We start from the raw sequence: 26,263 nt of genomic DNA on the forward strand, positions 1-26,263 counted from the left end.
CGGTCATCCGGCACTCGCAACCGAGTCGCTGGGCAACAGTCCGAGATGCGAGAGCTGGTTGCTGCAGCTGTTTTCGACCGGATGAAAAATCCCGAAATGCTCAAGTTCTTCCCCCGTTTCGACCGAGAGCACAACATTGGTCGAGGTTGCGAATTTGACCACGATGGAGCGGTCCAGCCTGGCCTTTTTGTCCTCTAGGTAAGACAGGTTCCCGGCTTTGAGGTTAAAGATCGCATTCACCATATGACCAGTTAGGCCTTTCTCGATCAGGAAGGCCTCATAATCCTCGCAAAACGCCTGCGCCGCCGGATGCGCGGCGATGTCGTAACCATAAACCCGCGCGATGACCTGCCTTGCGTGGGCAGCGATCCCGCCGGACTGCAGGGCAAATCCCACCCCGCCCGCAACAGCGGCAAGACAAACACCCCCAAGCAATGCGCTTCGTCTGGATATCATCATCGGACCACCTCTGCCGCGCGCAGCGACATCGCAGAAAGGGTCAGGGTCGGGTTGGCGGGTGAGCAGGTCGGGAAAGCCCCAGCACCCAACGCAAAGACATTCGGAACCTCATGCAGGCGCAAATATTCATCCACCACCCCCTCAGCAGGGTTGGAGCTGATCCGGTGCGTGCCCTGAATATGGGCCTGACTTGGAAGGAAATCACCGGCAGCCACGCCGTCCAGCTCATCTGGTATGATCCCCGGCAATCTGTCTAACGCACGCTGCAAGCCCCGATAGGCATAGGGGTGATGCCCGGTCCATTCGATCACCGGGGCATCGTCTTCCAACAGCACCCGGTTTTCGGCCATGGGCAGATCCTCGGCCACAAGGGTCAGGACAAGTCGATTGGTCCACTTGCCCTGCTCTTCGCGGATATTGGGGGGTGAATTCGAGCTTTCGATCAGCACGGCGGCGGCTTCGGACCGGTCGATATCGTGATAGAAATGATAGCCATGACTGGTGTCCGACGTGCCACCGAAATAGTTCTTTAACGTGGCCGTATCAACGACGACGGAGAGCGAGGGTTCTTCGTGCAGATACCGCCCCAGAGCCGCTGAGGTCACACCCGATCGCAAAAGGATCGTCGCATTGAAAAGCGCATTGGCACCCAGCGCAAACATGCTGCCCCTGACCGTGATCTCCTGCCCGTCCGACCCGCGCAACACCCCCTGCGTGGCACGTCCGCCTTCAACGACAACCTCACGAAAATCGGTGTCCAGCACATAGCTGGCCTTTGGATGCGCAAGCTGTTCAAGGCCGTTCAGGATGGTGAATTTCGCATCGATCGGGCAGATGCTGCAGACACCGTTCACGCAGCAGGTCGACCGCGCCCCCCCGTTTGCACGCGCGCTTGGCAACGGAACCCAGGACTTGCTGTGATTCTGAAGCGCAACATCTGCGCGGGACTTGGCATGTTCGGGGAACGGAAACGGCGTGTTGCGGGGCAGGATATGATCCGACCCACCGCCTGCGATCTCCATCAGCAGTTCAGCCTGTTCGTAGTAGGGGGCCAGATCATCATACCCGAATGGCCAGTCCATCCCGACACCGAACCGGGACTTCAGCCGGAAGTCATCCGGGTGAAATCGCGGAGTATCGCCCCACCAGAAGTTCGAATTTCCACCAAAAACGATGAAGCTGAGCCAGTCTTTCTTGAAACCGGATGAGTTGCGCTGGGCAATATCCACTCCGGCACGCCAGCCATCACTAAGCTGCGCCGCATGCGGTCGAAATCCGCCTTTTTCGACGATGAGAATGTCCAGATCCTGCGGCAGGGCATGGGCGAAAAACATCGATGCAAAGCTGCTGCCAACAAGCACCACGTCCCATTCGCGGGACGCACCTTCTGCTAGGTCAATGCGTTTCATCTAATCACCCAGTGCCTCTGAAGAGGCTCAAACAGATGTCACTCATACACTTAAATAATGAGATTCAGGGTACCCTGAGTCAGCGCTTTGTCAAATCACCAAAGATGGTTTTTTCCATTCAGAAAAGGATCTGCGGGGCAATTCGGGGTTTCACGATCCGGCAATCATGTCATTCAGACGTCTTCGCCCCACCGGTTTTGCGCTGGCCCGCCGCACGGAGGCGGTCAGCAATGCTCTGCGTCCACTCCAGCCGGTCCCCCTGTGTTTCAAGGGTTTCGACACTGTCAGCCTCCAGCCGGAACGTCGCGCGCATGGGCATGAACCCGTCCACCACCATCATGTCCTGCTCTGACGGATCGATGGTCAGCTTTCCGGTCAGCCGGACGGGCTCGTGGACATAGCGGGGTGTCCAGTTACCATTCAACTGCACCCGGATCATCTGATTGGGCGGCGGCGGCGGCAGATGGCTGCACATCCCGCGCTGAGGCACCAGATAAGCGATCGCGTGCCCTTCAGCATCGGGCGGCCCCGGAATGGCAAACCCCGCCAGCGTCACGGTCTGACCGTCGAATTCTGGATTGCCGGCAGCACCAGCGTGATCCCGGCTTTGGGCCACGGTGTGCCGCTGATCCAGCAGCCAATCGACATCGATGCCGTCTGCGGCCAACGCCTCTTCGGTTTCGACTAACAGTTCCTGCCACTTTCGCCGCTCATCAGGGCTGCCTGCGTCCTGATGCAGCCTTCCGCGCAGGCGCACGACAAAAAGCAAATCATCGAACTGTTCAGGGCTGAGATCGCGATACGGATCGTCAAAGTTCTGAGCAGACGGGTCCTGTAAATCAGACCAGTCCAACGCAGAGCCTGGCGCGGCCAGCGCGAAAGAACCGCACAAGACCAGCGTCAAAATCGTCGCAAGATGAACCCAATATCGCATGAACAGACTCTATCGCCCTGCCGAGATCATTCCAGTGGGTTTTTTGCAAACACTGTCGTCCCTTGTTGCTTGGGTTCCGGCCGGCAACAAACGAACTCAACAAAACTTTCATATTGACGCACTGGATGATCTCGGGCAGTCAATCTGGTGATGGTTCCCCCAATTGGGGATGAAAAGGGAATACGGTGAGGTCCGCCAAACGGCGCCAACTCCGTGACTGCCCCCGCAACTGTAAGCGGTGAGCGACGCCATATACCCACTGGCCCCAAAGGCCGGGAAGGATGGCCAAGCACAGACCCGCAAGTCAGGAGACCTGCCATCAAACGATCAACCAACCCGGGGCGGGGTGTCCCGGAAGGAGGAAAAGTGACGACTGCGTTACGTTATTACATTGCAACCACCTCGCCCCGGCAATAGACGGAGCGAGCAATGGCAAACAATCCCAATCATTTCCTGCTGATTTGCGAAACCTGCAAAGGCACAGATGCCGCGAATGCGATCCGAAAAGCGCTGACGAACCGGCTTCCATCCGGTTTTGCCTTGCGCATGGTTTCCTGCATGGCGGGCTGCGGCCGACCAACAACCGTTGGATTCCAAGCTGCCGGCAAGGCGCAATACCTGTTTGGTGACATCAGCTCGTCGCAAGATGTTGACGCTCTGGCCCAATTTGCCAGGCAATTCCACGACAGCAGCGACGGCTGGACCAACGCCACTGACCGTCCGCGCGCCTTGTTCGAAAAAACCCTGGCCCGTTTACCCAGACTAACCGTGGAGGAGCACCCATGACGGACTCTGCGTTTCTGGTCGCGCGTGATCTGGAATACTACGCGCTGAATGGCGATGTCCTGCTGCAGGGCGCTTCGTTTGAACTGGACAAGGGCGCGATATTGGCCATCGCCGGGCCGAACGGAGCCGGGAAAACAACGCTTTTGAACCTGCTGTGCGGCGCGGCCGAGCTGGTTCTTGGCGACGTACTGGTTGACCGGCGCAGCGTAAAACAGATGTCGGCATCAGAGCGCGCCCGCATGATTGCCGTCGTCAGCCAACAGGAAAATCCGGATGGCCGTTTGACGTTGCGCGACTATGTTGCGTTGGGTCAGATTCCGATCCGGTCCGACAGATCCGCCGAAGCCCACGCGGTTGAGCTTGACCGGATACTGGACCTGACCGGGCTGATCGCACTGGCGGATAAACGAATGGCTCTGCTGTCCGGCGGCGAACGTCAGCGGGCCCATATCGCCCGGGCGCTGGCGCAGAACCCATCGCTGTTGTTTCTAGACGAACCCACCAACCATCTGGACCCGGACGCCAAGGGGCGGATGCTGTCGCTTGTGGCCGAGCTTGGCATCACGGTGGTGATGATCGTGCACGATCTGGTCATGATCCCCGAATTCGCCACTCATGTGGCGTTGATGAAGTCCACACGTCTGACCAGCTTTGGCCCTGTGGCCGAGGTTCTGACGCCCGCGCATGTGCGTGACACGTTCGGCGTCGACTACCTGTGTTTCCAGCACGAAGGCCGAGTGATCCCGGCGCTGGATATCCGAAGAACACCCGTTTCAAACTAAAGCAAGGACACTCCCCCAATGAAACATATCTGGTCTGCGGCCGTGATTACTGCAATGGCAGGCGGCGCATCTGCAGGTGGCATAACCGTTGATAACTGCGGCGAGCCGCTGGTTTTCGAGACTCAGCCCGAACGGCTGGTCGTACACGACATGAACATGACCGACATGGCCTTTGCCCTGGGTCTGCAGGATAAGATCGTGGGTCTGACCGGCATCACCGGCTGGTACAAGACCAGCCCTGAATTTGACACTCTGCGCGGCGACATCCCCGAGCTTGCGCCGAAATACCCGACCGTTGAAAATCTGGTCGCAGTTGAGCCCGACCTGTTCTTTGCGGGTTGGTATTACGGCATGAAGCCCGGCGGCGACGTGACCCCCGACACGCTTGAACCCTTTGGCATTAAGACCATGATCCTGACGGAAAGCTGCGTGCATCTGGACAAGGATCGCCCCGAGGCCAGCATGGACCTGCTGTTCAACGACGTTCTGCGTCTGGGCAAAGTCATGCATGTCGAGGACAAGGCCGAAGGACTGGTCGGTGGATGGAAAGAAGAGCTGGCAGCGATCGAAGCGCAGACTGCCGATCTGGCCAAACCCCGTGTCTTCCTGCTGGACGGCCCGGCGGATGCGCCCTTCACCGCTGGTAAGTTCGCCATCCCCGATGCGATGATCGCAGCCGCCGGTGGCGAGAACGTCACCCACGACATGGACACCAGCTGGGGCCGCACCTCGTGGGAGGCCGTTGCCGCCGCAAACCCGGAATTCCTTGTGCTGCTGGATTACCAAACCGGCAATGGCGCTGCGGATACGTTCAAGTTCCTGCAAGAGCACCCGGTGATGTCGCAAACCGACGCGGTCAAGAACGAGCGCTGGATTGGCCTGCGGTACGAGGAACTGACCCCAGGACCGGCAAACATCGAAGCGATCTCGAAAATGGCTCAGGCCATGCATCCGGGCCTCAACTGATATGGGCCGATTGGGCCTTGTGCTAACACTGGGGGCGGTCGTTCTGGCCGCCCTTTTGCTGATTTCGACCGTTTACGGCACCACTTCTATTCCCGCGCGGGATGCTTTTGACGCAGTGTTGCTGGGCACTGGCCTGACCGACGGCGACATGTCCGCGCTGCATCGGATCGTGTTCGACCTGCGCTTGCCGCGTGCTCTTTTCGCGGCTGTCATTGGCGCCGGGCTGGGCATCGTCGGTGTCGTTCTGCAAACCACGACACGCAACGACCTGGCTGATCCGTTTCTGTTCGGCCTGTCCTCGGGCGCGGCGGCCGGGGCGGTGTTCGTCATCACCGTAACCGGAGACATTCTGGGCTTCTGGACCCTGCCGCTGGCGGCATTTTGCGGTGGCCTCGTGGCATCAGGCATCGTGCTGGCACTGGTGCACGGCTTACGCACAAGCGCGCCGGAAAAACTGATCCTGGCCGGACTGGCGGTGTCCTTCCTGTTCTCGGCCATCACCAATTACCTGATTTTCGCGGGCGACAGCCGCGCTGCGCATTCGGTCATCTTCTGGATGCTAGGCGGGCTGGGCCTGGCCCGGTGGGAGACCTTCCCGCTGGTCTGCGCCGGGTTGCTGCTGATCCTGTCCTATTCGCTCTATCGCAGCCGCTGGCTGGATGCCCTGCTGACCGGAGACCTGACCGCAGCAACGCTGGGTGTTCCAGTGCAGGGGCTGCGGTTTAGCATGTTCTTTGCCGCCGCCCTTGCCACCGCCGTTTTCGTCTCGGTCGCCGGTGTGATCGGCTTTGTCGGCCTGATGGTGCCGCATATCGCCCGTGGTATCGCCGGACCGCTGCACAACCGTCTTCTGCCCACAGCCGCGATTGTGGGGGCTGCGTTGCTGACGGGTTCGGATATCCTCAGCAGGCTGCTTCTGGCACCGCAGGAATTGCCGGTTGGGATCGTAACGACCTCAATCGGATCGGTGTTCGTGTTTCTGCTGCTGTTCAGGACCGCAAAGGCGCGACACTAGGGCGGAACCTCAACCCTGCCTCGACCCACTGGCTGGCCACCGGGGCAGATACTCCCAACAAATCGATCGCGCGAGCGGCAATCTGGGTGACGATATCCGACACACCTTGCGGTTTCAGATAGAAGGCTGGCACCGGTGGCAGAACAATCGCGCCCATCTCGGTCACGGTTGTCATGTTCCGAAGATGCACCAGTGTCAGCGGCGCCTCGCGGGTCAGCAGGATCAAACGCCTGCGTTCCTTGAGCTGAACGCTGGCGGCGCGGGTCAGCAGGTTGTCATCCAGACCATGTGCGATGGCCGCCAGCGACCGCATCGAACATGGCGCAACGATCATCCCGGAGACAGGGACCGACCCCGACGCAATGCTTGCACCAATGTTGTCGATAGTATGATGACGGGTTGCCAAGCCCTTGAGGGTATCAAACGCATCGCTGCCGCATTCTTCAAAGAGGGTGCGCTGTGCTGCATCGCTGGTGACAAGGTCGATCTCAACACCCAGATCCGACAACTGCCGCGCCACTGACAACCCGAGCGCTGCGCCCGAGGCTCCGGCCACGCCCAAAATCACACGGTGCTGGCTCATGACGGACCTCTTGCCATCAGGCGCGAGACAAGATCCGCGGCAAACTCCGCGTCCTTGTCCGCTGTTTTCATCACGGTTCCCCATTCCCGGGTGGTTTCGCTTTCGATCTTGGTTGTGGCGTCGATGCCCATTTTGCCGGATAACCCCGGTTGCGGAGACGCAAAGTCAAGATAGTCCATCGGCGTATTCTCGAGCGTCATCACATCACGCACCGGGTCCATACGCGTGGCAAGCGCCCAGGCGATGTCATCCCAGTTTTTGGGGTCAATATCGTCATCCACCACCACGATCATCTTGGTGTAACTGAATTGCGGCAGCATCCCCCACAGCGCCATCATCACCCGACGCGCCTGACCGGGATAGCGTTTGTCGATGCTGACAACGGCAATGCGGTACGAACAGGCGGCGGGCGGCAGCCACAGATCACGAACTTCGGGAATCTGGGCGCGAATGGTGGGCAGCGCGAGACGGTTGAAAACCTCGCCTATGATCGCGGGCTCATCCGGCGGGCGACCGGTATAGGTGGACAGGTACAGCGGGTCCTGCCGATGGGTCACGGCCGTGACCTGCATGACCGGGAAAGGCTCGGCCCGGTTATAGTATCCGGTGTGATCGCCGAACGGCCCCTCGGGTGCGGTTTCGGTGGGGGAAACCCAGCCTTCAAGGATGATCTCGGCCTCGGCCGGAACCATCAGGGGCACCGATTTGGCGGCCACCATGCGCGGGCGGACCCCGTTGAGCGCCCCCGCAAAGGTCATTTCCGACACGGTCTCGGGAAGGGGCAACGCGGCAGACAACAATGTGGCCGGGTCCGCCCCCAGAACAATGGCGACCGGAGTCTTTTCCCCGCGCTTTGCCCAGCTCCGGTGATGGGCCGCGCCACCGCGATGGGGCAGCCAGCGCATGATCAGCTTGTCCCGGTCCAAGACCTGCGCGCGGTAGATACCCGCATTGTAGGAATTGACATTGCCCGCCTCGGACCCGTGCGGCCGGGTGATGACCACCGGCCAGGTCACAAGCGGCGCCGCATCGCCCGGCCAATGGGTCTGCACCGGGATGGAGGCCAGATCGATATCCGCCCCTTCCCGAACCACCTGCTGACTAGGGGCAGACTTGGCGATTTTGGGCCGCGTTGCCAGTGCAGCTTTCAACATCGGCCAGCGCGACAGGGCATCCCGCAACCCGTCCGGCGGTGTCGGAGTTTTGAGCGCGGCAAGAAACGCGCCCATCTCGTCCAGTTCCTCTGGTTTGATCCCAAGCCCGGCGCACACGCGTTCAGTTGTCCCGAACAGGTTGGCGACAACCGGCATTTTCGATGGGATACCCCCGTCCAACACCGGGCTATCGAACCGCAACACCGGGCCAGCCCGTTCCAGCACGTTGCGGTGAACCGCTGTCATCTGATGAAGGACCGAGACGGGCTCGGGCACCGTCAGAAGCTGATTGGTGTCCCCACACCAGTCCAGGAAACCGCGCAGGCTGGGGAATGAGGGCAATGATCGCACGACAGATCCTGTTCAAGAACGTCCGGCCTGCCTATCAGCGAAATTCCACAGCGAAATTGACAATGGTCAACTTGGGGCAGGGCACAAACAATTATGAGGGCTCGGCAAGAGACGTGTCGACCGTGCCAAAGGAGCCCTGCTTGTCCCAATCGCCCGCTCAGATTCCGCGCTTTCCGCAGTTGGCCACATATCCGTTGCGCGTTTTACCCTTTGCCCCCTTGTCGGCCATCCTGTCCGCGTTTTCCCGCAAGATTGCTCAAAAACACCCGGGCATGTTCCGCAGGCTGGGTGAGCACGATCATACCCGGTTCATCCTTGATCCAACCGACCTGCCGTTTGTGATCTGTCTTGATCCGAACGGCGGCAGCCCGCGCGTGACGGTCACACGCGGCCCGGCCGAAGGTGCTGCACGGATCGCCGGGCCGCTGGCCGCCCTGCTGGGCCTTGTTCACGGTGCCTATGACGGGGACGCGCTGTTCTTTTCCCGCGACCTGGTGATCGAAGGCGATACGGCTGCCGCACTGGCCCTGCGCAACGCCATCGATGATGCCGAGCTGGATTTTGCGCAAGAACTCTCGGACCTGTCCGGCCCCTTGGCGCAGTCGATGCAGAGGCTCCTGGCAATGATCGAGCGAAGAACCGGCGTTAACCTGAGCAGACCTGAAGAGGCAGAACTATGGTAATGGAAATTGTCTGCCCCGCCGGCACCCCCGCCGCGTTGCGTGCGGCTGTCAAAGCGGGTGCGCACACGGTTTACTGCGGCTTTGCCGATGAAACCAACGCCCGAAACTTTCCCGGCCTGAACTTCGATCGTTCTGAGATGCGCGAGGGCGTGGCCTTTGCCCACCAGCATGGCGCCAAGGTTCTGGTCGCCATCAACACCTTTCCCCGCGCCGGACACGAAGCAATCTGGCACCGTGCGGTGGCGGATGCTGAAACGTGCGGCGCCGATGCGGTGATCCTGGCCGATGCAGGCCTTCTGGCCCACACCGCTCGCCACCATCCCGGCCTGCGTCGCCATCTCTCGGTACAAGCCGCCGCCGCCAATGCGGATGTCGTCAACTATTATGCCGAAACCTTTGGCGTGAAACGTGTGGTGCTGCCGCGCGTGCTTTCGGTACCCGAGATTGCCGCGATCAACGCCGAAACCGAGGTTGAAACCGAGGTCTTCGTCTTTGGCGGTCTGTGTGTGATGGCCGAGGGCCGCTGTTCACTGTCGTCCTACGCCACTGGCAAATCGCCAAACATGAACGGCGTCTGCTCACCGGCAAGCCATGTGGAATATCGTGAAGAAAACGGGGTGTTGGATGCGCGCTTGGGCGGCTACATCATTCACCGCGTCAACAAAGGCGAAGCCGCGCCCTATCCGACCCTGTGCAAAGGCTGCTTCAGCGCGGGTGAGAAAACTGGTCACCTGTTCGAAGACCCGGTCAGCCTGAACGCCGAGAAGCTGATCCCGCAGCTGGAAAACGCAGGCGTCACCGCGCTCAAGATCGAGGGCCGCCAGCGGTCGCGATCCTACGTGGCGCAGGTGGTGCGCAACTTTCGCGCCGCCGTGGATGCGTTGGATGCGGGTCGCCCGTTGCCCGAGGGCATGTTGGCCCGCCTGTCCGAGGGTCAGGCCATGACCACCGGCGCCTACAAGAAAACCTGGAGATAGACCATGGATCTTACCGCTGGGCCGACCCAGTTCTTCTGGTCCAAAGACCGTTGGCTGGAGTTTCACACCTCTCTGGCCGACACCCCCGTTGCCCGCGTCGTCCTGGGCGAGTTGGTCTGTTCCAAACGCTTGCCATTTTATCAGGAGCACATCGCCGAGGCGATCGACACACTGCAAAATGCAGGCAAAGAGGTCGCCCTGACCAGCCTTGCGCTGGTCACACTGAAACGCGAACGCAAGCTGACCGCCGATCTTGTCGAAATGTGCCTGCCGGTCGAGGTCAACGACCTGTCTGCCCTGCCCCATCTTCCCAAAGGCACGCCGTTCTGGGTCGGCCCGCTGGTCAATGTCTACAACGAAGGCACACTGACATGGCTTGCCTCGCTTGGGGCCACGCGGGTATGCCTGCCGCCCGAACTGCCATTGGAAAGCGTTCAGGTGCTAGCGAAAACCGCCTCGGATCTCGGTGTCACTGTTGAGGTTTGGGGACATGGCCGCCTGCCCCTGGCGATCTCAGGTCGTTGCTATCATGCGCGCCTGCACGGCCGCACCAAAGACAACTGCCAATTTGCCTGCGAAGACGATCCGGATGGGCTGGAGGTTAAAACGCTGGAAGGTCAGCCGTTCATGACCATGAATGGCGTGCAGACCCTTTCAGACACCCACGCAGCTGCGGTTTTTCAGACCAACACGCTGGCGCACGCAGGCGTCAACGCCCTGCGCCTTTCACCGCAATCACAGGGCTTCCCAGCCATCTGCAAAGCCTATTACGCCCTCCTGCAAGGAGATGCTACGGCACAAACAACGGCGGCAGAGCTTCAATCCCTCACGCCGGAAGCCCGCTTTTCCGATGGGTTCCTGCAAGGCGTATGTGGCGCGGACTGGTCTGCCGGTCAGTCCGTCCGGGCCTAGTGTCAGCGAGCTCGTTCTGGATCGCGCCCTATCGCCCCATGTTCAGCGGGGCAGCCCTTTGGGCGCTTATCTCAATCGGGTGGTGGCCTTTGGGCGTGCGTCAGGGTCTGCCCGGACCGGCATTCGAGCCAATCGTATTGTGGCACGCGCATGAACTGCTGTTCGGTTTTGCAGCGTTGGCCGTCGGTGGTTACCTGCTGACCGCCCTGCCAAACTGGGTGGGCAAGCCCCCCGAACAGGGCGTGGTTTTGAAGGTTTTGATGGGTTTCTGGGTGTTGGGCCGCGTTGCAACGGCCTTGGCTGACCAATTCCCCCTCGGCCTGATCCTGATCTGCAACGGTCTTTATTTCATGACGTTGTTTAGCCTGTTGATATGGCGCATCACAGCCGCAGGCACCTACGTCAAGGTGCCGTTAGCGTTCGCGATGCTGGCTTTGGGCCTGATCGACGCCGCTTACATGACCCTCGCGAAATCCGGTGATGTTGCGGCCAGCCTGGCCCTTTTGCGCGCGGTGCTGATCGGCTTTGCCATCCTGATCACCACCATCGGCGTGCGCGCTGTTCCGGCCTTTACCGCCTCGTGGCGACAACATCAAAGCTTGCCTGCGCTCGCCTTGCCCTACAACGAAGGGCTGCGCCTGCTGACCCTCGCGGTGTTGGCCGGTGGCGTGATTGCTCTGGTTCTGGACAGTCTGGGAATTGCAAATGCCATGCTGATCCTCGCCGCTGTCCCGTTGCTTGCTGCGATGTCGCGTTGGCGCAGCTTCGACACATGGCCGAACCCGCTGCTCTTCGGAATGCACGCGGCGTTCCTCTGCCTTCCTCTAGGGTTGCTGCTTATTGGCTCTGTTTGGTTTTTTCCCGCTGCCTATCCTATGGGCGACGCCTTGCACGCCCTCACGATTGGAGCGATCTCTGGCATGATCATGGCCTTCAGTGGGCGCGCCAGTTCGCATACGCCAGAGGGGTCGCTCCGTGCGCCGCGCAGCCTGAGTTGTGCCATGGCGTTGCTGTGGTGCGCCCTCACAACTCGCCTTTCCGCGCCCTTTATGGACGATGGCGCGCTTTTGGAGGACACAGCCGCCCTGTTCTGGTGTGTCGGCTGGACGCTCTATCTGATCGCCTTGTGCCCTGTACTCTTTGGCCCAGCAGTCAGGCCCGTGCTAAGCGGCAGAACTCCAAAATCCCAGGACAAGTCAGCAAGTGGTGCAAGAAGATCAAGACAAGCTACGCAATAGGCGTAAGAAAACCGCGCCTGTCGGTTACTACCCTTAATAAGCGGGGAATCAGGCAGGTCTCGGACCTGCGCGTCATCTATTAGGTGAACGGCCAGAACCATTTCTCTCCATTTTGTCAGATTTCATGGCGCTGACAAAAATTTAGAAAAACACATATTTACGTTGAACTTCGTCGCACCATCGTTTGATGAAAAACTTCAGAATTCACCACCATTTGCTTCCGTATATGGCGAAGGAAGCTGGCAAATCTTGGATGACGGCACGGTTTAGGCGGTTTCGTCGAGGCCCACGCAAACCTGTAATGCGCAGGACTTCAACTTTTCCAATATGGAAGTTTGGGAGCTCAACAACACCGACGTAGACAGCCTGACGCCCGCCCAGCAAGAAGTCCTGCCCCGCCGCTATCAGGAGTTAGGATATTGAGTAAGGACCCGATTGCAGCACTCAAGCTGCGTCAGTTGAAAGCATCGACACCGGGGAAGATTGTGATGAGGTCAGCCATAGGCGGCGCTGTGTACGGTGGCCTTGCTGGCTTCGGTCACACCGATAGCGATATCTCTGAGCGGGCTGCAGGTCTCGCTGAGGGTATGGACGTGGGCGCGCTGATACGCGGGGCAGCATCCGGAATTCTGGCCGGTGGGCCAGCCGCAAGGGACTTCATTGCGTGGCCTGTTGGTAACCCAGCTTCTTAGGCGCAGGCACGGATTGCACAAGCCCTTTCAGCGAATACAACGGCCAAGCTGGATGACCTCGGCTCGGAGGGGATGATAATCGACGCCTCGAGCGAACGTGGCGCACTCTGAGGCGCACAACCCCCAATGGAGTGCGTACCCTAGGTTTGACCGAGGGGTACTCGATGCCCGTAGCCTCATGCGGATCGGCTGAATTCCAAATCGCGGTTCACGAGGACCCGTTAATACAGAGGATTAAAAGCGGGGCCAGAACTGCAGTCGGAATGACAGTTAAGTGCAGAACGAGCGACGGAAACATTTTCAGTTTACTTTTGCTCGCTCTTGTGGGTAGGAACCGCCCGGACACCGCTAAGCTTCCCCACATTTCTTCTTTAGTTAGGCCTAGGTATGAGATTTTCGCACGGCTCCTCTCAACAATTGGACGAAATTACCGGCTTGCGAGCTATCGCAGTACTGAGCGTCGTACTTTTCCATTTCAACGCTGACCTGTTGCCTGGTGGCTACCTTGGCGTAGACGTGTTTTTTGTAATTTCCGGGTTCGTTATCACTCGCTCTCTGGTTCGAACTAAAGAGTCTGGATTTGGCCGCTATATTTTGCAGTTTTACAGCCGACGGTTGAAGAGGCTGATACCAGCGCTTGCCATCGTGGTGATTGTCGGAGCATTGCTGACAGCATTCTTTCACCCTGACCCCGAGGAGTCGATCTATACTGGGATGGCCGCCATGTTCGGCCTGTCCAATATACTTCTCGCTATAAACGCACAGGACTACTTTAGTATTGCAAGCGAGTTCAATACATTCACTCACACGTGGTCACTTGGGGTTGAAGAACAGTACTATTTCATTTTCCCGGTTGTTCTTTATTTCTTTCTTGGCGCAATAAACCGTGGTCAGAAGTATGTTGCCATTGGTTTCCTAGCACTTTTGGGAATTCTCTCCCTTCTCGTTTTTGACTATCTAATTGTCAGAAATCCAACCTTTGGCTTCTACTTAATGCCCGCTAGGTTCTGGGAGCTTGCGGCAGGCTGCATTCTGTGCCTTGCGGAGGTAAACCTGAAGAAGCGGAGTGGGACAGCCGTCGCCTTGATCGGGCTGGCGCTACTTTGTTTCAGCTTTTCGCTGCCAGAAGAAGCCGCCCGGGTTGCTACACCGCTGGCTGTGCTGGGAACCTGCGGATTGATTATGGGCACAAACCAGAGTGGTTTCCTGCGCGTAGCGCTGACAAACAAAGCCTTCTTGTGGATTGGGCTTGCATCGTATTCAATTTACCTTTGGCACTGGCCTATTCTCGTTATTAGCCGTTGGACCATCGGAATTTCGCTGGCGACATTTATTCCTCAAATCGTCACGATTTTTGGATTGGCGGCTATTTCTTACCACTACGTTGAACGTCCTTTGAGATACGCACGTTGGTCGGTTTACCCTGGCAGAACCGTCCAACTGGGTTTCGGAATGGCATCAGCAGCAGCCGCACTTGTTTACCTTATGTGGAATCCATTTGGCGGGATGCTTGCCCTTGGAAGTCCCAAGAGCGAGAACCAATTGTATCAGAGCCAATTGATCGCTCGCCAGGATGAAACGATTGTCGCCGCACGTGAGCTTGCCAAGTCGTGTAACATTACGCCTCATCATCTGGCTGGACATCAGTACGCACCCAAGCCGGTTTTGGACGAAGAGTTCCTTGACCGTTGTCTTGTTTCGTCGGCTCAGAGATCGCGCATGATTCTGATAGGTGACAGTTTTGCAGGCAGTTCCATAGAACACGTCGCTGCTATAGCGGACGAAATGAACCGAGAGTTTGGTGTTCTTTACGGCTTTAGCTGCCCGTTCCCTCTGCCATTTTCCGACGTGCAGGGGAAAATTCGCGGGACCTGTACAGAGGCGGACGATACTTGGCTCTCACAGGAAGTCGTTGAGAGAGTTGGAGCGAACGATATTGTAGTTCTGCGTCTCTTCTTTACGAATCCGGCTTATCTTGGCAGTTACTCAACGGATTTCCCGCCAACCGACGCCTACGACGTTGCGTTGAACAACTTTTCAAAGAAGATTAGCGATAAAGGTGGGCGCCTTGTGGTTATTGGTGGCAATCCGAAGCTTTCCGTCTTTGATATCCCGTCGCTCACACACCAATGGTATAATACCTTCGGCATTGCGGAGAGCTTCGCCAGCGATACCACCAAGGAATCTGAGTTCTTCCACGAACTGGACAATCACCTACTCGACCGTTTCGACGGTGATCCCCTTGTGAACTACTTGTCGATTGCCAAATGGTTCTGTGATTCCGACCGTAACTGCCTGCTACGTCAAGGACCGGCGGTTTATTATTGGAACGACGGAGTGCATCTAACGCCAATTGCGTATGATCGATTTTTTGAGGCATTGCGTGAACATCTGTTTGAAATTGGGGATATGAATAGCTGATCAAAAACTGAAAGTTTTTGAAATTCGATTCGATATGGGCTTAGTCGAACAATTCCGGATGTAGAGTGGAGTTCACCTTCCACCGGTCAGATTTGCCCTACGGCCTCGGTGAGTGGAACGCCAAGGGCTGTTACCGGTTGAACACTGCTGTGCCTATTGGATTTCCGCGACTTGCTGGTCGAAGTCTCTCGCCATGCTGGCCAAAAATGCGCCATGTCCTTACCAAGGCAAGCGCTCCAAACCCTGCACCTATATTCGACCTTAAAAGGAAGAATGATCGCCTCAAACCACTTCTCCTCAAAGCCTAATGGCGGAGTGAAGGCTAGAAGGTTCAGAGCCACGCAACGGCTAAACTCGATGCGCCTGAGTTTGAACCTGATCTCGCAAGTCTTCCGGGTCTGCAAAACACTTTTGGACCCCAACTGCCGTTGGCAGTCTGAGTGACCTCCTCGGAAAAAACAGGCGTGCGTGCACAACTTGATCAGTAAAATATGACCAGTTGGAATATTGGTGACCACCCTCGCATGTTCAAAGACTGAAGCCGTAAACTTATCAAGATCGTCAGGATGATAGCCGGCAACATAGTCGGAAAGTCGAACCCTGGCTTTAAAATTTTAGCGCCAGCCAGACGTTGCAACATGGTGAGATGAACACCAATTCTTCTGGCCGCAGGTTTTGGACGAAGACACTGCGCAAACTCGTTCAATATTGGACCGTACTATTGCGCTGAAAACTTGATGCGTTCGTGGCAACCATCGTTGCCCAAACCCAAAACCAAGCTTGTCATACGCGGACAATTCAAATGGTGCTGCTTGGTCGCAGAGGTGACATTGTGAATTCACTGCTTACGACGGGTTCTGCCGAAAAGTACATCTCCCGGACCAAACGGGTAATTCTTGAATGCAAACTCAGTAACAATATCCAAAAGTTCGGCATACTTGTCACTGCTGTGATCGACACGTTGTAGCCACCTCGCAAATGCTCCGAAATCCGTACGAAACCCTTGTTTGGCAATTGCATTAACGGCCCCCAAGTCAAGTTGCGAACCCATTTTTGGGAACTGTTTTTAGATATCCATGATGCATGGGCATCCGGTGCCTTATCTTCGGAGTTACAGGCTAAGTTAAAGCCGGCAAAGTCCCCCAGACCTGGGAATGGTGTCAGGCACTATCAGAGGATGTAGATGCGGCCTTTGTTGAAAGCGGTTTGGATCAAAGTCGCATCAATCGTTTTGGTCGAGACTGTAACCACTGGTAATTTCCTACTACTCTCGGCGCACACCTAACTTCTGGTACCCACCTGCGTCTACTTGTGTCCAACTGGGAAACATAGCTGTTGACCAACCTAAATCACCGAAGCACCTTCTGAACTGTGTACCTCATCCAGGGGCAAAAACGGTCGAGTGTGGACGGGTCATCTATGAGCAGAGAGAGTAAATTTCTAAGTCTGGTTCTCCGGCACAAACCAGAAGAGATTGATCTTCAACTTGATAAGCATGGGTGGGCTCGCGTTGATGACTTGCTGCGCAAACTGAAAAAAGCCAATCGAAAACTAAGCCGTGACGAACTCATTCGGCTGGTCGAAAGCAACGACAAAAAACGCTTCACTATCTCTGAGGATGGCCTGAGAATCAGAGCAGCTCAGGGTCACTCATTTGATGTAGATCTAGGCCTAGTGGCGCAACGTCCACCTAACGAACTCTACCACGGCACCGCCAGTGCAAATTTGGATTCGATTTTCTCAGACGGATTAAACCCCGGGCGTCGCCATCAAGTTCACCTCTCATTGGATCCTGCCACAGCTGAACGCGTCGGCCAACGACACGGCAAGCCTGTTGTTCTACGTGTCGAAGCACAACGAATGTTCGAAGACGGGTTTCAGTTTTTTTGCGCAGACAACGGTGTTTGGCTCACTGACAATGTGCCTGCGGCCTACTTGGGATTCGGGAAAACTGCATAGAAAAAAGCGTAGCAAGCAAGTGCGCAGCCTTGAACGCCATCTACCGGCGGAACCACACTGAAAGTGCTCAATTCTGCGGCAGGTCGATAGTCCGCGATGCGCAGAACCTACTGCTCTATGCGCAAAAGCGACAAACATCGTTCATCTTTCAAGGGTTGGAGTGGTGAGCCGTGCAGGATTCGAACCTGCGACCCACTGATTAAAAGTTAGTTCAAATGGCTTTTCTACGGTTTTCCACGCAGCGCTACAATGGTGTATAACTATTTGAAATACAAGTGTTTTTATTGAGATTCCTTCGCGCTCTCCTCATACTGTTTGTCACAAAGTACTACGCCCGGTGGTTGCTAGGTGGTTGCTGTGGCTATTTTGAGGAACCAAAGCTGATGAAATTGACTAAACGACAAATCGACAACGCCACATGCCGCAAAGATAAGACACTTTATCTTTGGGACGGCACGCTATCCGGCTTTGGCGTGAGACTTTTGCCGACCGGCTCAAAGCGGTACGTCGTAAAATACCGCTCTTACGGTGGTGGGCGCAGTGCCAAACAACGCTGGGTGACGATTGGCATTCATGGCCAAATCCCGTTTGACCAAGCAAAAGAGCACGCGCGACAAATTTTGGCGGCTGTGAAACGTGGAGCAGATCCGCAGGGGGAAAGACTAGCCATACGCGGCGCACCAAAGCTCTTTGATGCATGGGAGAAATTCGAACGCGAGGAACTGGCCAACAAGAAGCCCGCGACCATCCGAGACTATACCTCATGCTGGGAGCGGCACATTGGCCCAAAGTTGGGTAGCACCAAAGCAGTAGATGTGTCGCGTTCAGACGTTAGCCGCTTACATCAGTCGCTGAGTGACACGCCATACTTAGCAAATCGGATGCTGGCCTTGTTGTCTTCATTGATGAACAGATGCGAAGCATGGGAGTGGCGAGAGCAAGGAACCAATCCATGCCGCTATGTAAAGAAGTTTGAAGAGCAATCTCGGGAACGGTTCTTGTCTGGCCCCGAACTGGACCGGCTCGGTAAAGCAATGCGCGATCTGGTAGATGAAGGTGCAATATGGCCGGATGTAGCCAATCTAATCAGGCTCCTATTGCTGACAGGTGCCCGAAGGAACGAAATCGCCAAGTGTGAGTGGGACTGGGTCGACTGGGAAAAGAAGCGAATCTCTCTGCCCGATAGCAAAACCGGGGCGAAACCACTGTTCTTGGGTGATAGCGCACTTCAGGTCTTACAATCACAGAAGGTCACTACCCGCGACCCTGATTCAGTTTACGTTTTTCCCGGCAAAAAACAGGATGCACCGCTGGTCAACTTGTCAAAACCTTGGAAAGTGATCTGCGAAGCGGCTGAACTGAAAGAAATCAGGATACATGATCTGCGCCACACCGCAGCAAGTATAGCAGTCGGCCAAGGTGTTGGTCTCACGGTCATCGGTCGCTTGCTTGGCCATACGCAAACCCAAACGACGGCGCGTTACGCGCACGTTGACAGCGACCCTGCATTGGCTGCGGCCAATGCTATTGGCATGGTCGTAAGTGAGTCCATTGGATAGGCCCAAAACTCACAGACTATCGACATAGTTACCGATGGTCGCAGCCCCAAACGGACATGCACTGCCCGTGGGCTGGCGAAAAACGAATTTTACTGTAGACAGAGCAACCTAGCGGATCATTTTAGGTAACAGAACTTAACCAAGTAAGAATTTTGTGGAGTCAGTATTGTAGACATCTGACCTCCACCCGGGATAAGAACACATAGAGAACACAGGAAGTTTCGCTTGTTATTGACTGTACTCACGATGACGCAGGGCGCAAACAAGAAAACGAGAACGCAGGCGATTTTCCTCGATATATTGTTATCAATAGTCTATTGGTAGCTATATACGACAGTCGCATGGCGACTTACAGGCAGAGGGGCAGAGCAGTTTGGAAAACAAAAAAACAATAGTAAGCCTGTTCTCGGGCATTGGTGGCTTTGAACTGGGAGCGAAAGCCAACGGCATTGATACAAGTCTGGCATGCGAGATTGAAGCAAATGCACAAACGGTCCTACGCGAGAAGTTTCCTGGCACAGAATTGCATCAGGATGTATCCGAGCTCCAAAGCCTACCAAAAGCGTTTGCCGTTACAGCTGGTTTTCCTTGTCAAAACTTAAGCTTGGTAGGCGACAATAGCGGTATAGATGGCAGAGACACGAAGATTGTTTTTGATCTTTTTAAGTTGCTTGAGAAGTCACGAAGCCATGAATGGTTAATACTTGAGAACGTTCCCTTTATGCTTTGGCAGAGAAAAGGCGAAGCAATTCGGTTCGTTACTGAGACGCTGAGAAAAATCGGGTACCGATGGGCCTACAGGGTTGTAGATGCAAGAGCTTCAGGCGTTCCGCAACGTCGCCGTAGAGTGATTATCGTTGCGTCAAGAACACACGATCCTCGTGGAGTTCTATTTTCAGACAATGTGCCGTCGCCAAAGTGGATTTTGGATGACGGTGAGTCCTCCTGTGGGTTTTCTTGGACCGAAGGCCGTTATGGGCTCGGCTGGGCACCCAATTGCGTACCTACGATTAAGGGTGGATCAAGAGTCGGCGTTCCATCCCCACCAGCGATTTGGTTTAGAAAAAATGGCTTGATTGGAACACCAGACATTACCGACGCTGAACGTTTACAAGGGTTTCCAGCCAACTGGACTGAGTCGGCAACTGGATCAAGAGGACAATTGGGAGCTCGGTGGAAACTAGTCGGAAATGCAGTTCCAGTTGGACTGGCTGATTGGGTTTTCAGGAGGCTGAATGCGCCTGGTTCTAACAAGATCGAATTTGACACAAGTCATTGGACAGCCAGAGTTTGGCCTAACGCGGCTTACGATGTAGGAGATGGCGTTATGAGGGTGGAAATTGGAGAGTTTCCCGAAACACTTCCAAGCGTCGGCTTAGACAAGTTCCTAGAATCTCCGGTAAAGCCCTTGTCGGAGAGGGCATCACGCGGTTTCTTGAAACGTGCGCGAGAAGGGAAACTGAAGTTTGTGGATGGGTTTCTAGAGGCCATTGAAAACCACGCAAACGGCATGGCAATCAAAGAAATCAAAAAATCAGAAGCGGCTTAACCTACTATGGAGATGTTGAGGAAAGATACTTTTGCGAAGGTATTCGATCGAAAAGTGTGGGAAGACTTTGCGCCCGAAGCAAACGGTATAACTCGCACTGTTGTTTGCCAAACGCATGGGCAAGGTGATGGACAGTTTCTGAACGTCACCAAGCCTTTTGCTGCACATAAAGAAAACCGCTTATCAGATAACTTCTATCAAGCGTGGCTAAAGCGAACCCAAAGCTCACGTAACCGATCTGCTGAAAGAACTTTTTCGATTGTTGATCTGTTTTCAGGTTGCGGCGGAATGAGTCTTGGCTTTGCTGAAGCGGCGTCAGCATTAGGTGGAAGTACTAAACACATTTTCGCAGCAGAGCACGATCCAGAAATCGCCGACGTGTACCGGAGAAATTTGAACCCGTGTCAGTTGCATGTTGGTGATATCTCAGAAATTTTCGACGGTGTATTTGGACAAAGACCGACCACAGCGGAAAACGAAATTATTGAAAAAATCGGCAACGTCGACCTACTCTGCGGTGGGCCGCCCTGCCAAGGGCACTCGGACCTCAATAATTACACTCGAAGAAACGATCCCAGAAACTCGCTCTATTTCACTATGGCGCGCGCGGCTGAGATCCTCCAACCTTCCGCCGTAATCATTGAAAACGTTCCCGGTGTTAAGAGGGACCGAACGGGTAACTTTGGTCGGACGATACTCGCATTAGAAGAATTGGGGTACTTCGTTGAAGTAGTGACGCTTAATGCGGTGGACTACGGCGTTCCTCAGAGTCGAAAGCGAACGTTTGTTTTCGCAGCGCAGCGTCACGCAACAGTTACGCAATGGAGAGAAAGCCTTGATGGGCTTTCCGACTCTCAGTACCGGACGCCACTTTGGTCAATGATCGATCTGGTAGATATTGAACCAAGCACTCAATTTGACGAACCCTCCAACCTTTCCGACGAAAGTAGAGCGCGGGTCGACTGGCTGTTCGACAACTCCATGTATGAGTTAGACGACAGCATGCGACCAGATTGCCATAGACTCAAGTCACACACTTATAACTCGGTTTATGGAAGGATGCGGGAACACACTCCAGCGCCGACGATGACCACAGGTTTTCTAGTTATGGGGCAAGGCAGATTTGTTCATCCGACTCGAAGGCGAACGATTACCCCACACGAAGGGGCCCGGATTCAAACCTTCCCAGACTTTTTTGACTTCGGGAAGCAAAAGAGGGGGAAGTACGCGCGGATGATTGGAAATGCCGTTCCGCCACTACTGGCTTACTACGTCGGTCTTGCTTCTCTGCAGGCAGTTTTGGACTAGACTTAGAAGGTCGACCTCGACCTCCTGCCAATTCTTGGATAGGTCGAGCGTCCGAAAAATATAGTTGAGATTGTCGGAACTAAATTCAACATTCAAATCCAAATCAGCCAATGGGTACAAGACCATTCCCATAGTGGACCGGCCAGGTTGATGGCGGTCCGTGTGTGTTGCGTACGCCTGAATTTGATAGAAGTGATCAGAACGTATTGTGGTATTTCCAAACTTCTTCTGGATTGAGTTAGGCGTATACTTGGTATCGATTACAAGGTTTGTCGTTTCAGTTTGAACGGTGACATCAGTAGTCATGGATGGGACTACTGCGCTATGACCTTCCTTCATAGCAAGCATGTAAGGGGACAGCCTTCTACCCCCTACTTTTGCCTTGCTTTTTAGCTTGTATCGCAAGAACTCACGAACAAAGGCTTCGAACAGTCTTCGCATCGCAACTTCATCGCGAATGTAGTCAGCAAACCATGTCCTACCTGTGCCGTCCTCTACCATTTCACGCGTGAGCAGTAGCTCACATATCGCCAAAGGAAACCTGTACCGCTTCATTGACCTGTCAACCAAAGCTTGACGAAAATACGATTTTGACGGCGCAATATCGGAGACACTTACGAATTCCGATTGAAGTTTTTTTGCATCGGACCTCAATTGCTTAGTTACGCTAGGAGAGGATGAAATCTGACATAACGTTGCCTTGATTAGTTGGTTCTCCAACGTGTCAACAACAACAACTGGGTGTCTGCAAATTACTGACCCCGCCTTCCAATCCGGTGACAGAAGCGTTTTCCTTAGTTCAATTTTACCACGAACAGTTCTCAGCCTCTCTGACTTGAATGAGTGGCGGCGAGCGAGATTGTGTACAACTGCTTCCCTAACAACTTCGCACAACAAGCCAGAAAGAAAATCAACTGGTTTGTCGTAGTCGGCAGAACCGAACAGTTTGAGCTGGTCTGGCCGATAATGAGACCAAGCATAAACAAGCATCAAAAAGAAGTTTGAAACAGATATCCTAGGGGGCATTTTTCAGAATACGCTATACCGCACCATCGCTACGATTTTCCGCTTCGGGTAGCTTCAAAGAAAGCTGCGCGATGCGGTCGTCTGCAAGTTCCACTTCATCGGCCCAGTATTCTCGCAAGAGTGGGGCGATTTCATGCTGGATGATATTCAAGTACCAATCTTGAACACTCGCGCCCTTCGGTATCTTTCCACAAAAGTAGCTATGCCCAATTTGGTAACCGGGTCCCAAATTTCGGTTGTCCTCTCTAATCACGCTGTTTAACGCGTTCATCCTTCTAGATATTTCTTGCGCTGACATTTTGTCCACTCCGTTAGCTTCAACGAAGTCGTGAAACTCGGTTTCACCGTAGGCAGGGTTTAAGTCTACAAACGAGAATCGTCTTCTGAGCGCATAGTCAACCACAGCCAGCGAGCGGTCGGCTGTATTCATCGTCGAAACAAGAAAGATGTTCTTTGGGACATAAAAAGAAACGCTATCGTCGCCGGAACGGTTATATGCAAGGGCAACTGAAAACTTGTCGTCTCGTTTGGTAGCCTCGATGAGTGATAGTACTTCACCAAAGACTAGAGAGATGTTGGCTCTGTTGATCTCGTCAATAAACACCACATAGGGGTTAGCCAGATCCTTCCTCGCACGTTCGCAGAACTGTAGGAATGTACCATCAGCCAACTCAAGGTTGCCATCACCTGTCGGTCGCCATCCACGAATGAAATCTTCGTACGAGTAAGATTGATGAAATTGAAGAGAGAGTACTCTACCTGCGTCGCGGGCAACTTCCAAAGAAATACTTTTTGCCACAACTGTTTTGCCCGTCCCTGGTGGCCCTTGAATGGCAATGCACTTCTTTCTCATGAGTTCGGAAACGAGTTGTGACCTAGCACCTTCGGTCAGGAATACATCCGATGCAATAGGGTCATCTAAGTCACTGAGATTCTTTGTAAGGTTTCTACGATCTCGGACCCGGATTTCGTGAGCTTCAGAGAAATTGAAATCCAGGAAAGCACTAATCTTCCGGGCCCGCTCAATATTCTCAGCGTCGTAATAGATCCCAATCACATGCCAGTTAGGCCTTGCCCCAACAAATACGGATATGCCCGCGAGGATATGTACCTTCTCGGCCATATAGTTCAGAATCTTTTCATAGCTGTCTTCCTCTCCTGAGCAGCGGCCCACGAAAATCCAGTCCAGCATTTCCACGTCAGATTGAACACGTGCAAATGTGGACTCTGATATCGATCTGCGGGTTTGCTTATCGTCATTGAGAGATCGAATATCCACATGTGCCCGAGGCGTATCGGCTACGTCAGCAAGTGGTTCTAGGAAACCATCTTTTTGAGCGTTAGTAAGTTGGTCTCTTCCTTGACCCCTGTAGGCTTCGCCAAGGTGGGAAAACAGTTCTTCTAACGAGATGCCCCGCGCTTGACCGCCGGATGTATCCGACTTCTGCACATTCGAGTCAGTTTCGTTCTCGCCCATCAATACCGCCCTGAGATCTCTTCTTTCGGCGGCTACCTTAGATTCAACTTTGGAATGAGCACAGGTCAAAAATTGTGCCCGCGCAAATTTGATTTTGCGTCGTTGCAGAGTGATGGCTTCAACTGTCGGCCGACGGCGATAAACCAACATTATCAAGTGCCGCTTACTCTGCCCAATTATTGGTTTAATGCTGGCGTCGCTAGAGCGTGGCACTGACGCACGAACTACGCGCCAATGCTACAACATGCATAAATTTGCTGAACGGCCACGCTCTGCGCGTTAGAGCGCCGCTCAGCACATGCTCCTCGTTATCTATGGGTTAGCGCTTTCGTCGCCGTGTATTTTTTCACGATGCTTGGAGGGGTGACGCTGACTATCAAAACAACAATTCTTGAAACTCAAGCCACGCCTCTCCGCCCCTATATGTTTTTGAGTATTCGACCCGGCTGTTGGTGCTATTCGACCAAGTCGCACGGCCGATGCAGTTAACTTCCTTTGGCGACTGAGACTCGGTCGATATGTTCACGAGGGCCTGCATCGTGACACCACTATTCTGAATAGCATGCTCTTTGGAAAGCGCCATGACTTCATCGTGGATACTCTCGCAATCCAGATCGCCGACTTCAAAATCCATTTGCCGCAAAAGGTCAGTCACCATTTCAACAGGGTTTGGCGGCTCACCTTGGGACAACCAGTTCAACCCATAAGTCAAGACAAAGCTCACGACCACAAAACCTGCCACTATCCTCACAAGTTCATGGGCAGCGCTTTTCTTTGGCACGTTGTCTTCAACAGTGTGTTGCGGCGCGCCGCAGCTAGGACAGGCGGCGGCGTGGTCGGAGATTTTCGCTTTGCATTCGTAGCAGGTTGTTAAAGCCATCGTTCACTACTCGTTTTTGTATGTCTGAATTGTCTGTTGGTTTGAGCCAGAGGTTTTTGCGATTGCACCGTGACGATCATAGGTCGCATTTCGGCAGGATGGAGAGTTTGAGGTTGGCTCGTCCGTCTCATTGATCGTTGGCTATTTGGCGGGCAAAATCATCGCCATGCCGATCAGTGGACCTAGTATGAACTGGATAGAACAGATTATGCGGAACCAGCCGCTAATCTTATGGCCATTGGTCTTCAACTGTATTCCACTGCGGAGCATCGATTGGCCCAAATAGAAACAGACCATCATGGCGACCGCGCCGATTAAGAACTTCATTTTGTATCCTGTTTTAGGGGGTAGAAATTTCGGATCAGACAATGACCGGCAAGTTTTGGGGTCTATTGAAGAACCAACGCTGCACACACCTGTGAAAAATCAGGGTAGATAGGATCGGTCGCGCGTTTTTGCCCGGTCTGCAAACCGAATTCGATCATCTCATCCATGCATGGAGCGATGTGTTCCGCGATCACCTGCAACTGCCCTGCCTGGATCAGGCTCTGTACTTGAGCATCGGAAGGGATCAAGGCCGTGTAGTAGTTTGCGGCAGACGCGACTTTGATCTGGTAAGTCGCATGTCGCCAATCGGCAATTTGTGCGTCAAACGATAGGTAGTTCGCCAACCAACTGGGCAAGCCAATACTCTCCTCAGGCTCATCAGCTTCACCAAAAATGAGACCTTGTGTAGAACCAGCTATGATGAAGTCGAGGAAAAGTTGTGCGTCGGCTTCCGTTTCTACCGAAACCCTCGTTCCAACTTCGTTCAACATAAATAGCGCAGCCAATAGAGCCCGCTCCGTTCCAGCACCCCAGAGGCCGTCAATCTGCTGTGAGTACAAGTTCTGTTGTTTAAGCTCAAATTGCGCCGTTTTGCGCGAGGCATGGTCGAGCTCACGGAATGCAGTTTCTAGGTTGTGGCGTTCGGTCGCTGTCTGTGCAAAAGCAACGCTGCCGAAAGCAAACAGCAGGAATGCAATTATATTTCTCAACAAGTTAGATCGCCTTATTCCAAAATGGGATTATTCTAACTTGGGATTATCAGGTCGCCAACGACTGATCAATACGGCACCTGACATTGAAATCCCTCAGAACCAG

At 54.6% G+C, this 26,263-nt stretch carries 24 protein-coding genes and 1 riboswitch; of the genes, 14 read left to right on the plus strand and 10 right to left on the minus strand.

Annotation, left to right across the window (positions count from 1 at the left end; translation table 11 throughout):
• Window positions 1-3: 3 nt before the first annotated feature.
• From ACXAGD_RS16420 to ACXAGD_RS16430, 3 genes are all read right to left on the minus strand, one after another.
• Window positions 4-456 carry a hypothetical protein gene (locus tag ACXAGD_RS16420; protein ID WP_475211970.1) on the minus strand — a complete coding sequence of 151 codons (453 nt, stop codon included), beginning with the start codon at window positions 454-456 and terminating at the stop codon, window positions 4-6.
• On the minus strand, window positions 456-1,868 hold the full coding sequence (locus tag ACXAGD_RS16425) for a GMC oxidoreductase (RefSeq protein WP_475211971.1): 1,413 nt from the start codon (window positions 1,866-1,868) through the stop codon (window positions 456-458). Before ACXAGD_RS16425 ends, ACXAGD_RS16420 begins: the two co-directional genes overlap by 1 nt.
• Window positions 1,869-2,037: 169 nt before the next feature.
• On the minus strand, window positions 2,038-2,802 hold the full coding sequence (locus ACXAGD_RS16430; RefSeq protein WP_475211972.1) for a DUF3299 domain-containing protein: 765 nt from the start codon (window positions 2,800-2,802) through the stop codon (window positions 2,038-2,040).
• 134 nt (window positions 2,803-2,936) lie between these two features.
• Window positions 2,937-3,137, plus strand: a riboswitch (cobalamin riboswitch).
• Between the two features lie 94 nt (window positions 3,138-3,231).
• Here ACXAGD_RS16430 and ACXAGD_RS16435 point away from each other — a divergent pair.
• The 4 genes from ACXAGD_RS16435 to ACXAGD_RS16450 are packed head-to-tail and all read left to right on the plus strand — an operon-like array spanning window position 3,232 to window position 6,351.
• Window positions 3,232-3,588: a DUF1636 family protein gene (locus tag ACXAGD_RS16435; protein ID WP_475211973.1), complete on the plus strand. Its 357-nt coding sequence runs from the start codon at window positions 3,232-3,234 to the stop codon at window positions 3,586-3,588.
• Window positions 3,585-4,370, plus strand: a complete 786-nt coding sequence (locus tag ACXAGD_RS16440; RefSeq protein ID WP_475211974.1) for an ABC transporter ATP-binding protein — start codon at window positions 3,585-3,587, stop codon at window positions 4,368-4,370. The genes ACXAGD_RS16435 and ACXAGD_RS16440 overlap by 4 nt, the downstream gene beginning before the upstream one ends.
• Window positions 4,371-4,388: 18 nt before the next feature.
• Complete coding sequence (locus tag ACXAGD_RS16445; RefSeq protein WP_475211975.1) at window positions 4,389-5,336, plus strand: ABC transporter substrate-binding protein; 948 nt, start codon at window positions 4,389-4,391, stop codon at window positions 5,334-5,336.
• Between the two features lies 1 nt (window position 5,337).
• Window positions 5,338-6,351, plus strand: coding sequence for a FecCD family ABC transporter permease (locus ACXAGD_RS16450; protein WP_475211976.1), 1,014 nt, complete (start codon window positions 5,338-5,340; stop codon window positions 6,349-6,351).
• Here the strand turns inward: ACXAGD_RS16450 and ACXAGD_RS16455 are convergent.
• Both ACXAGD_RS16455 and ACXAGD_RS16460 read right to left on the minus strand, forming a co-directional pair.
• Window positions 6,326-6,934 (minus strand): UbiX family flavin prenyltransferase, encoded by a 609-nt coding sequence (locus ACXAGD_RS16455; protein WP_475211977.1) that lies wholly within the window; start codon window positions 6,932-6,934, stop codon window positions 6,326-6,328. The genes ACXAGD_RS16450 and ACXAGD_RS16455 overlap by 26 nt on opposite strands.
• On the minus strand, window positions 6,931-8,439 hold the full coding sequence (locus ACXAGD_RS16460; RefSeq protein ID WP_475211978.1) for a UbiD family decarboxylase: 1,509 nt from the start codon (window positions 8,437-8,439) through the stop codon (window positions 6,931-6,933). Before ACXAGD_RS16460 ends, ACXAGD_RS16455 begins: the two co-directional genes overlap by 4 nt.
• A gap of 140 nt (window positions 8,440-8,579) precedes the next feature.
• On the opposite strand from ACXAGD_RS16460, the gene ubiT reads away from it, so the two are divergent.
• The 6 genes from ubiT to ACXAGD_RS16490 all read left to right on the plus strand — a co-directional run bounded on the left by ubiT (window position 8,580) and on the right by ACXAGD_RS16490 (window position 15,362).
• The gene (gene ubiT, locus ACXAGD_RS16465) at window positions 8,580-9,122 is read left to right on the plus strand and encodes a ubiquinone anaerobic biosynthesis accessory factor UbiT (RefSeq protein WP_475211979.1); all 543 of its coding nucleotides are present in this window, start codon (window positions 8,580-8,582) and stop codon (window positions 9,120-9,122) included.
• Entirely contained in the window at window positions 9,122-10,099 is a 978-nt protein-coding gene (ubiU, locus tag ACXAGD_RS16470; RefSeq protein ID WP_475212620.1) for a ubiquinone anaerobic biosynthesis protein UbiU, read from the plus strand. The genes ubiT and ubiU overlap by 1 nt, the downstream gene beginning before the upstream one ends.
• A gap of 3 nt (window positions 10,100-10,102) precedes the next feature.
• Entirely contained in the window at window positions 10,103-11,011 is a 909-nt protein-coding gene (ubiV, locus tag ACXAGD_RS16475; protein ID WP_475211980.1) for a ubiquinone anaerobic biosynthesis protein UbiV, read from the plus strand.
• Window positions 10,969-12,249 carry an NnrS family protein gene (locus ACXAGD_RS16480; RefSeq protein ID WP_475211981.1) on the plus strand — a complete coding sequence of 427 codons (1,281 nt, stop codon included), beginning with the start codon at window positions 10,969-10,971 and terminating at the stop codon, window positions 12,247-12,249. Before ubiV ends, ACXAGD_RS16480 begins: the two co-directional genes overlap by 43 nt.
• A 419-nt stretch (window positions 12,250-12,668) precedes the next feature.
• On the plus strand, window positions 12,669-12,941 hold the full coding sequence (locus ACXAGD_RS16485) for a hypothetical protein (RefSeq protein WP_475211982.1): 273 nt from the start codon (window positions 12,669-12,671) through the stop codon (window positions 12,939-12,941).
• A gap of 417 nt (window positions 12,942-13,358) precedes the next feature.
• Window positions 13,359-15,362 carry an acyltransferase family protein gene (locus tag ACXAGD_RS16490; protein ID WP_475211983.1) on the plus strand — a complete coding sequence of 668 codons (2,004 nt, stop codon included), beginning with the start codon at window positions 13,359-13,361 and terminating at the stop codon, window positions 15,360-15,362.
• Between the two features lie 838 nt (window positions 15,363-16,200).
• On the opposite strand, the gene ACXAGD_RS16495 is transcribed toward ACXAGD_RS16490, so the two are convergent.
• On the minus strand, window positions 16,201-16,413 hold the full coding sequence (locus ACXAGD_RS16495) for a hypothetical protein (RefSeq protein ID WP_475211984.1): 213 nt from the start codon (window positions 16,411-16,413) through the stop codon (window positions 16,201-16,203).
• A gap of 368 nt (window positions 16,414-16,781) precedes the next feature.
• On the opposite strand from ACXAGD_RS16495, the gene ACXAGD_RS16500 reads away from it, so the two are divergent.
• The 4 genes from ACXAGD_RS16500 (at window position 16,782) to ACXAGD_RS16515 (ending at window position 21,737) form a co-directional block, all read left to right on the plus strand.
• Window positions 16,782-17,321 (plus strand): RNA 2'-phosphotransferase, encoded by a 540-nt coding sequence (locus tag ACXAGD_RS16500; RefSeq protein ID WP_475211985.1) that lies wholly within the window; start codon window positions 16,782-16,784, stop codon window positions 17,319-17,321.
• Window positions 17,322-17,704: 383 nt separating this feature from the next.
• A complete protein-coding gene (locus ACXAGD_RS16505) occupies window positions 17,705-18,880 on the plus strand; it encodes a tyrosine-type recombinase/integrase (protein WP_475211986.1) in 1,176 nt (391 codons plus the stop codon).
• A 373-nt stretch (window positions 18,881-19,253) separates the two neighbouring features.
• Window positions 19,254-20,429, plus strand: coding sequence for a DNA cytosine methyltransferase (locus ACXAGD_RS16510; protein ID WP_475211987.1), 1,176 nt, complete (start codon window positions 19,254-19,256; stop codon window positions 20,427-20,429).
• A gap of 12 nt (window positions 20,430-20,441) precedes the next feature.
• The gene (locus ACXAGD_RS16515) at window positions 20,442-21,737 is read left to right on the plus strand and encodes a DNA cytosine methyltransferase (RefSeq protein ID WP_475211988.1); all 1,296 of its coding nucleotides are present in this window, start codon (window positions 20,442-20,444) and stop codon (window positions 21,735-21,737) included.
• On the opposite strand, the gene ACXAGD_RS16520 is transcribed toward ACXAGD_RS16515, so the two are convergent.
• From ACXAGD_RS16520 to ACXAGD_RS16535, 4 genes are all read right to left on the minus strand, one after another.
• On the minus strand, window positions 21,687-22,763 hold the full coding sequence (locus ACXAGD_RS16520; protein ID WP_475211989.1) for a 5-methylcytosine restriction system specificity protein McrC: 1,077 nt from the start codon (window positions 22,761-22,763) through the stop codon (window positions 21,687-21,689). The two genes, ACXAGD_RS16515 and ACXAGD_RS16520, sit on opposite strands and share 51 nt — an antisense overlap.
• Window positions 22,764-22,776: 13 nt before the next feature.
• Window positions 22,777-24,390, minus strand: a complete 1,614-nt coding sequence (locus ACXAGD_RS16525) for an AAA family ATPase (protein ID WP_475211990.1) — start codon at window positions 24,388-24,390, stop codon at window positions 22,777-22,779.
• Between the two features lie 226 nt (window positions 24,391-24,616).
• Complete coding sequence (locus tag ACXAGD_RS16530) at window positions 24,617-25,120, minus strand: hypothetical protein (protein ID WP_475211991.1); 504 nt, start codon at window positions 25,118-25,120, stop codon at window positions 24,617-24,619.
• A 389-nt stretch (window positions 25,121-25,509) separates the two neighbouring features.
• A complete protein-coding gene (locus ACXAGD_RS16535; protein ID WP_475211992.1) occupies window positions 25,510-26,157 on the minus strand; it encodes a hypothetical protein in 648 nt (215 codons plus the stop codon).
• Window positions 26,158-26,263 lie beyond the last annotated feature (106 nt).

It is taken from the genome of Ruegeria sp. ABF4_144 (assembly GCF_056160045.1).

Coding starts and splice junctions, on each gene's coding strand:
- ACXAGD_RS16515 (WP_475211988.1), top strand. CDS start 20,442: ATGTTGAGGAAAGATACTTTTGCGAAGGTATTCGATCGAAAAGTGTGG.
- ubiV (WP_475211980.1), top strand. CDS start 10,103: ATGGATCTTACCGCTGGGCCGACCCAGTTCTTCTGGTCCAAAGACCGT.
- ACXAGD_RS16450 (WP_475211976.1), top strand. CDS start 5,338: ATGGGCCGATTGGGCCTTGTGCTAACACTGGGGGCGGTCGTTCTGGCC.
- ACXAGD_RS16525 (WP_475211990.1), bottom strand. CDS start 24,390: ATGTTGGTTTATCGCCGTCGGCCGACAGTTGAAGCCATCACTCTGCAA.
- ACXAGD_RS16530 (WP_475211991.1), bottom strand. CDS start 25,120: ATGGCTTTAACAACCTGCTACGAATGCAAAGCGAAAATCTCCGACCAC.
- ACXAGD_RS16420 (WP_475211970.1), bottom strand. CDS start 456: ATGATATCCAGACGAAGCGCATTGCTTGGGGGTGTTTGTCTTGCCGCT.
- ACXAGD_RS16435 (WP_475211973.1), top strand. CDS start 3,232: ATGGCAAACAATCCCAATCATTTCCTGCTGATTTGCGAAACCTGCAAA.
- ACXAGD_RS16495 (WP_475211984.1), bottom strand. CDS start 16,413: ATGGGTTCGCAACTTGACTTGGGGGCCGTTAATGCAATTGCCAAACAA.
- ACXAGD_RS16430 (WP_475211972.1), bottom strand. CDS start 2,802: ATGCGATATTGGGTTCATCTTGCGACGATTTTGACGCTGGTCTTGTGC.
- ACXAGD_RS16455 (WP_475211977.1), bottom strand. CDS start 6,934: ATGAGCCAGCACCGTGTGATTTTGGGCGTGGCCGGAGCCTCGGGCGCA.
- ACXAGD_RS16480 (WP_475211981.1), top strand. CDS start 10,969: ATGTGGCGCGGACTGGTCTGCCGGTCAGTCCGTCCGGGCCTAGTGTCA.
- ACXAGD_RS16505 (WP_475211986.1), top strand. CDS start 17,705: ATGAAATTGACTAAACGACAAATCGACAACGCCACATGCCGCAAAGAT.
- ACXAGD_RS16500 (WP_475211985.1), top strand. CDS start 16,782: ATGAGCAGAGAGAGTAAATTTCTAAGTCTGGTTCTCCGGCACAAACCA.
- ACXAGD_RS16440 (WP_475211974.1), top strand. CDS start 3,585: ATGACGGACTCTGCGTTTCTGGTCGCGCGTGATCTGGAATACTACGCG.
- ACXAGD_RS16520 (WP_475211989.1), bottom strand. CDS start 22,763: ATGCCCCCTAGGATATCTGTTTCAAACTTCTTTTTGATGCTTGTTTAT.
- ACXAGD_RS16445 (WP_475211975.1), top strand. CDS start 4,389: ATGAAACATATCTGGTCTGCGGCCGTGATTACTGCAATGGCAGGCGGC.
- ACXAGD_RS16425 (WP_475211971.1), bottom strand. CDS start 1,868: ATGAAACGCATTGACCTAGCAGAAGGTGCGTCCCGCGAATGGGACGTG.
- ubiU (WP_475212620.1), top strand. CDS start 9,122: ATGGAAATTGTCTGCCCCGCCGGCACCCCCGCCGCGTTGCGTGCGGCT.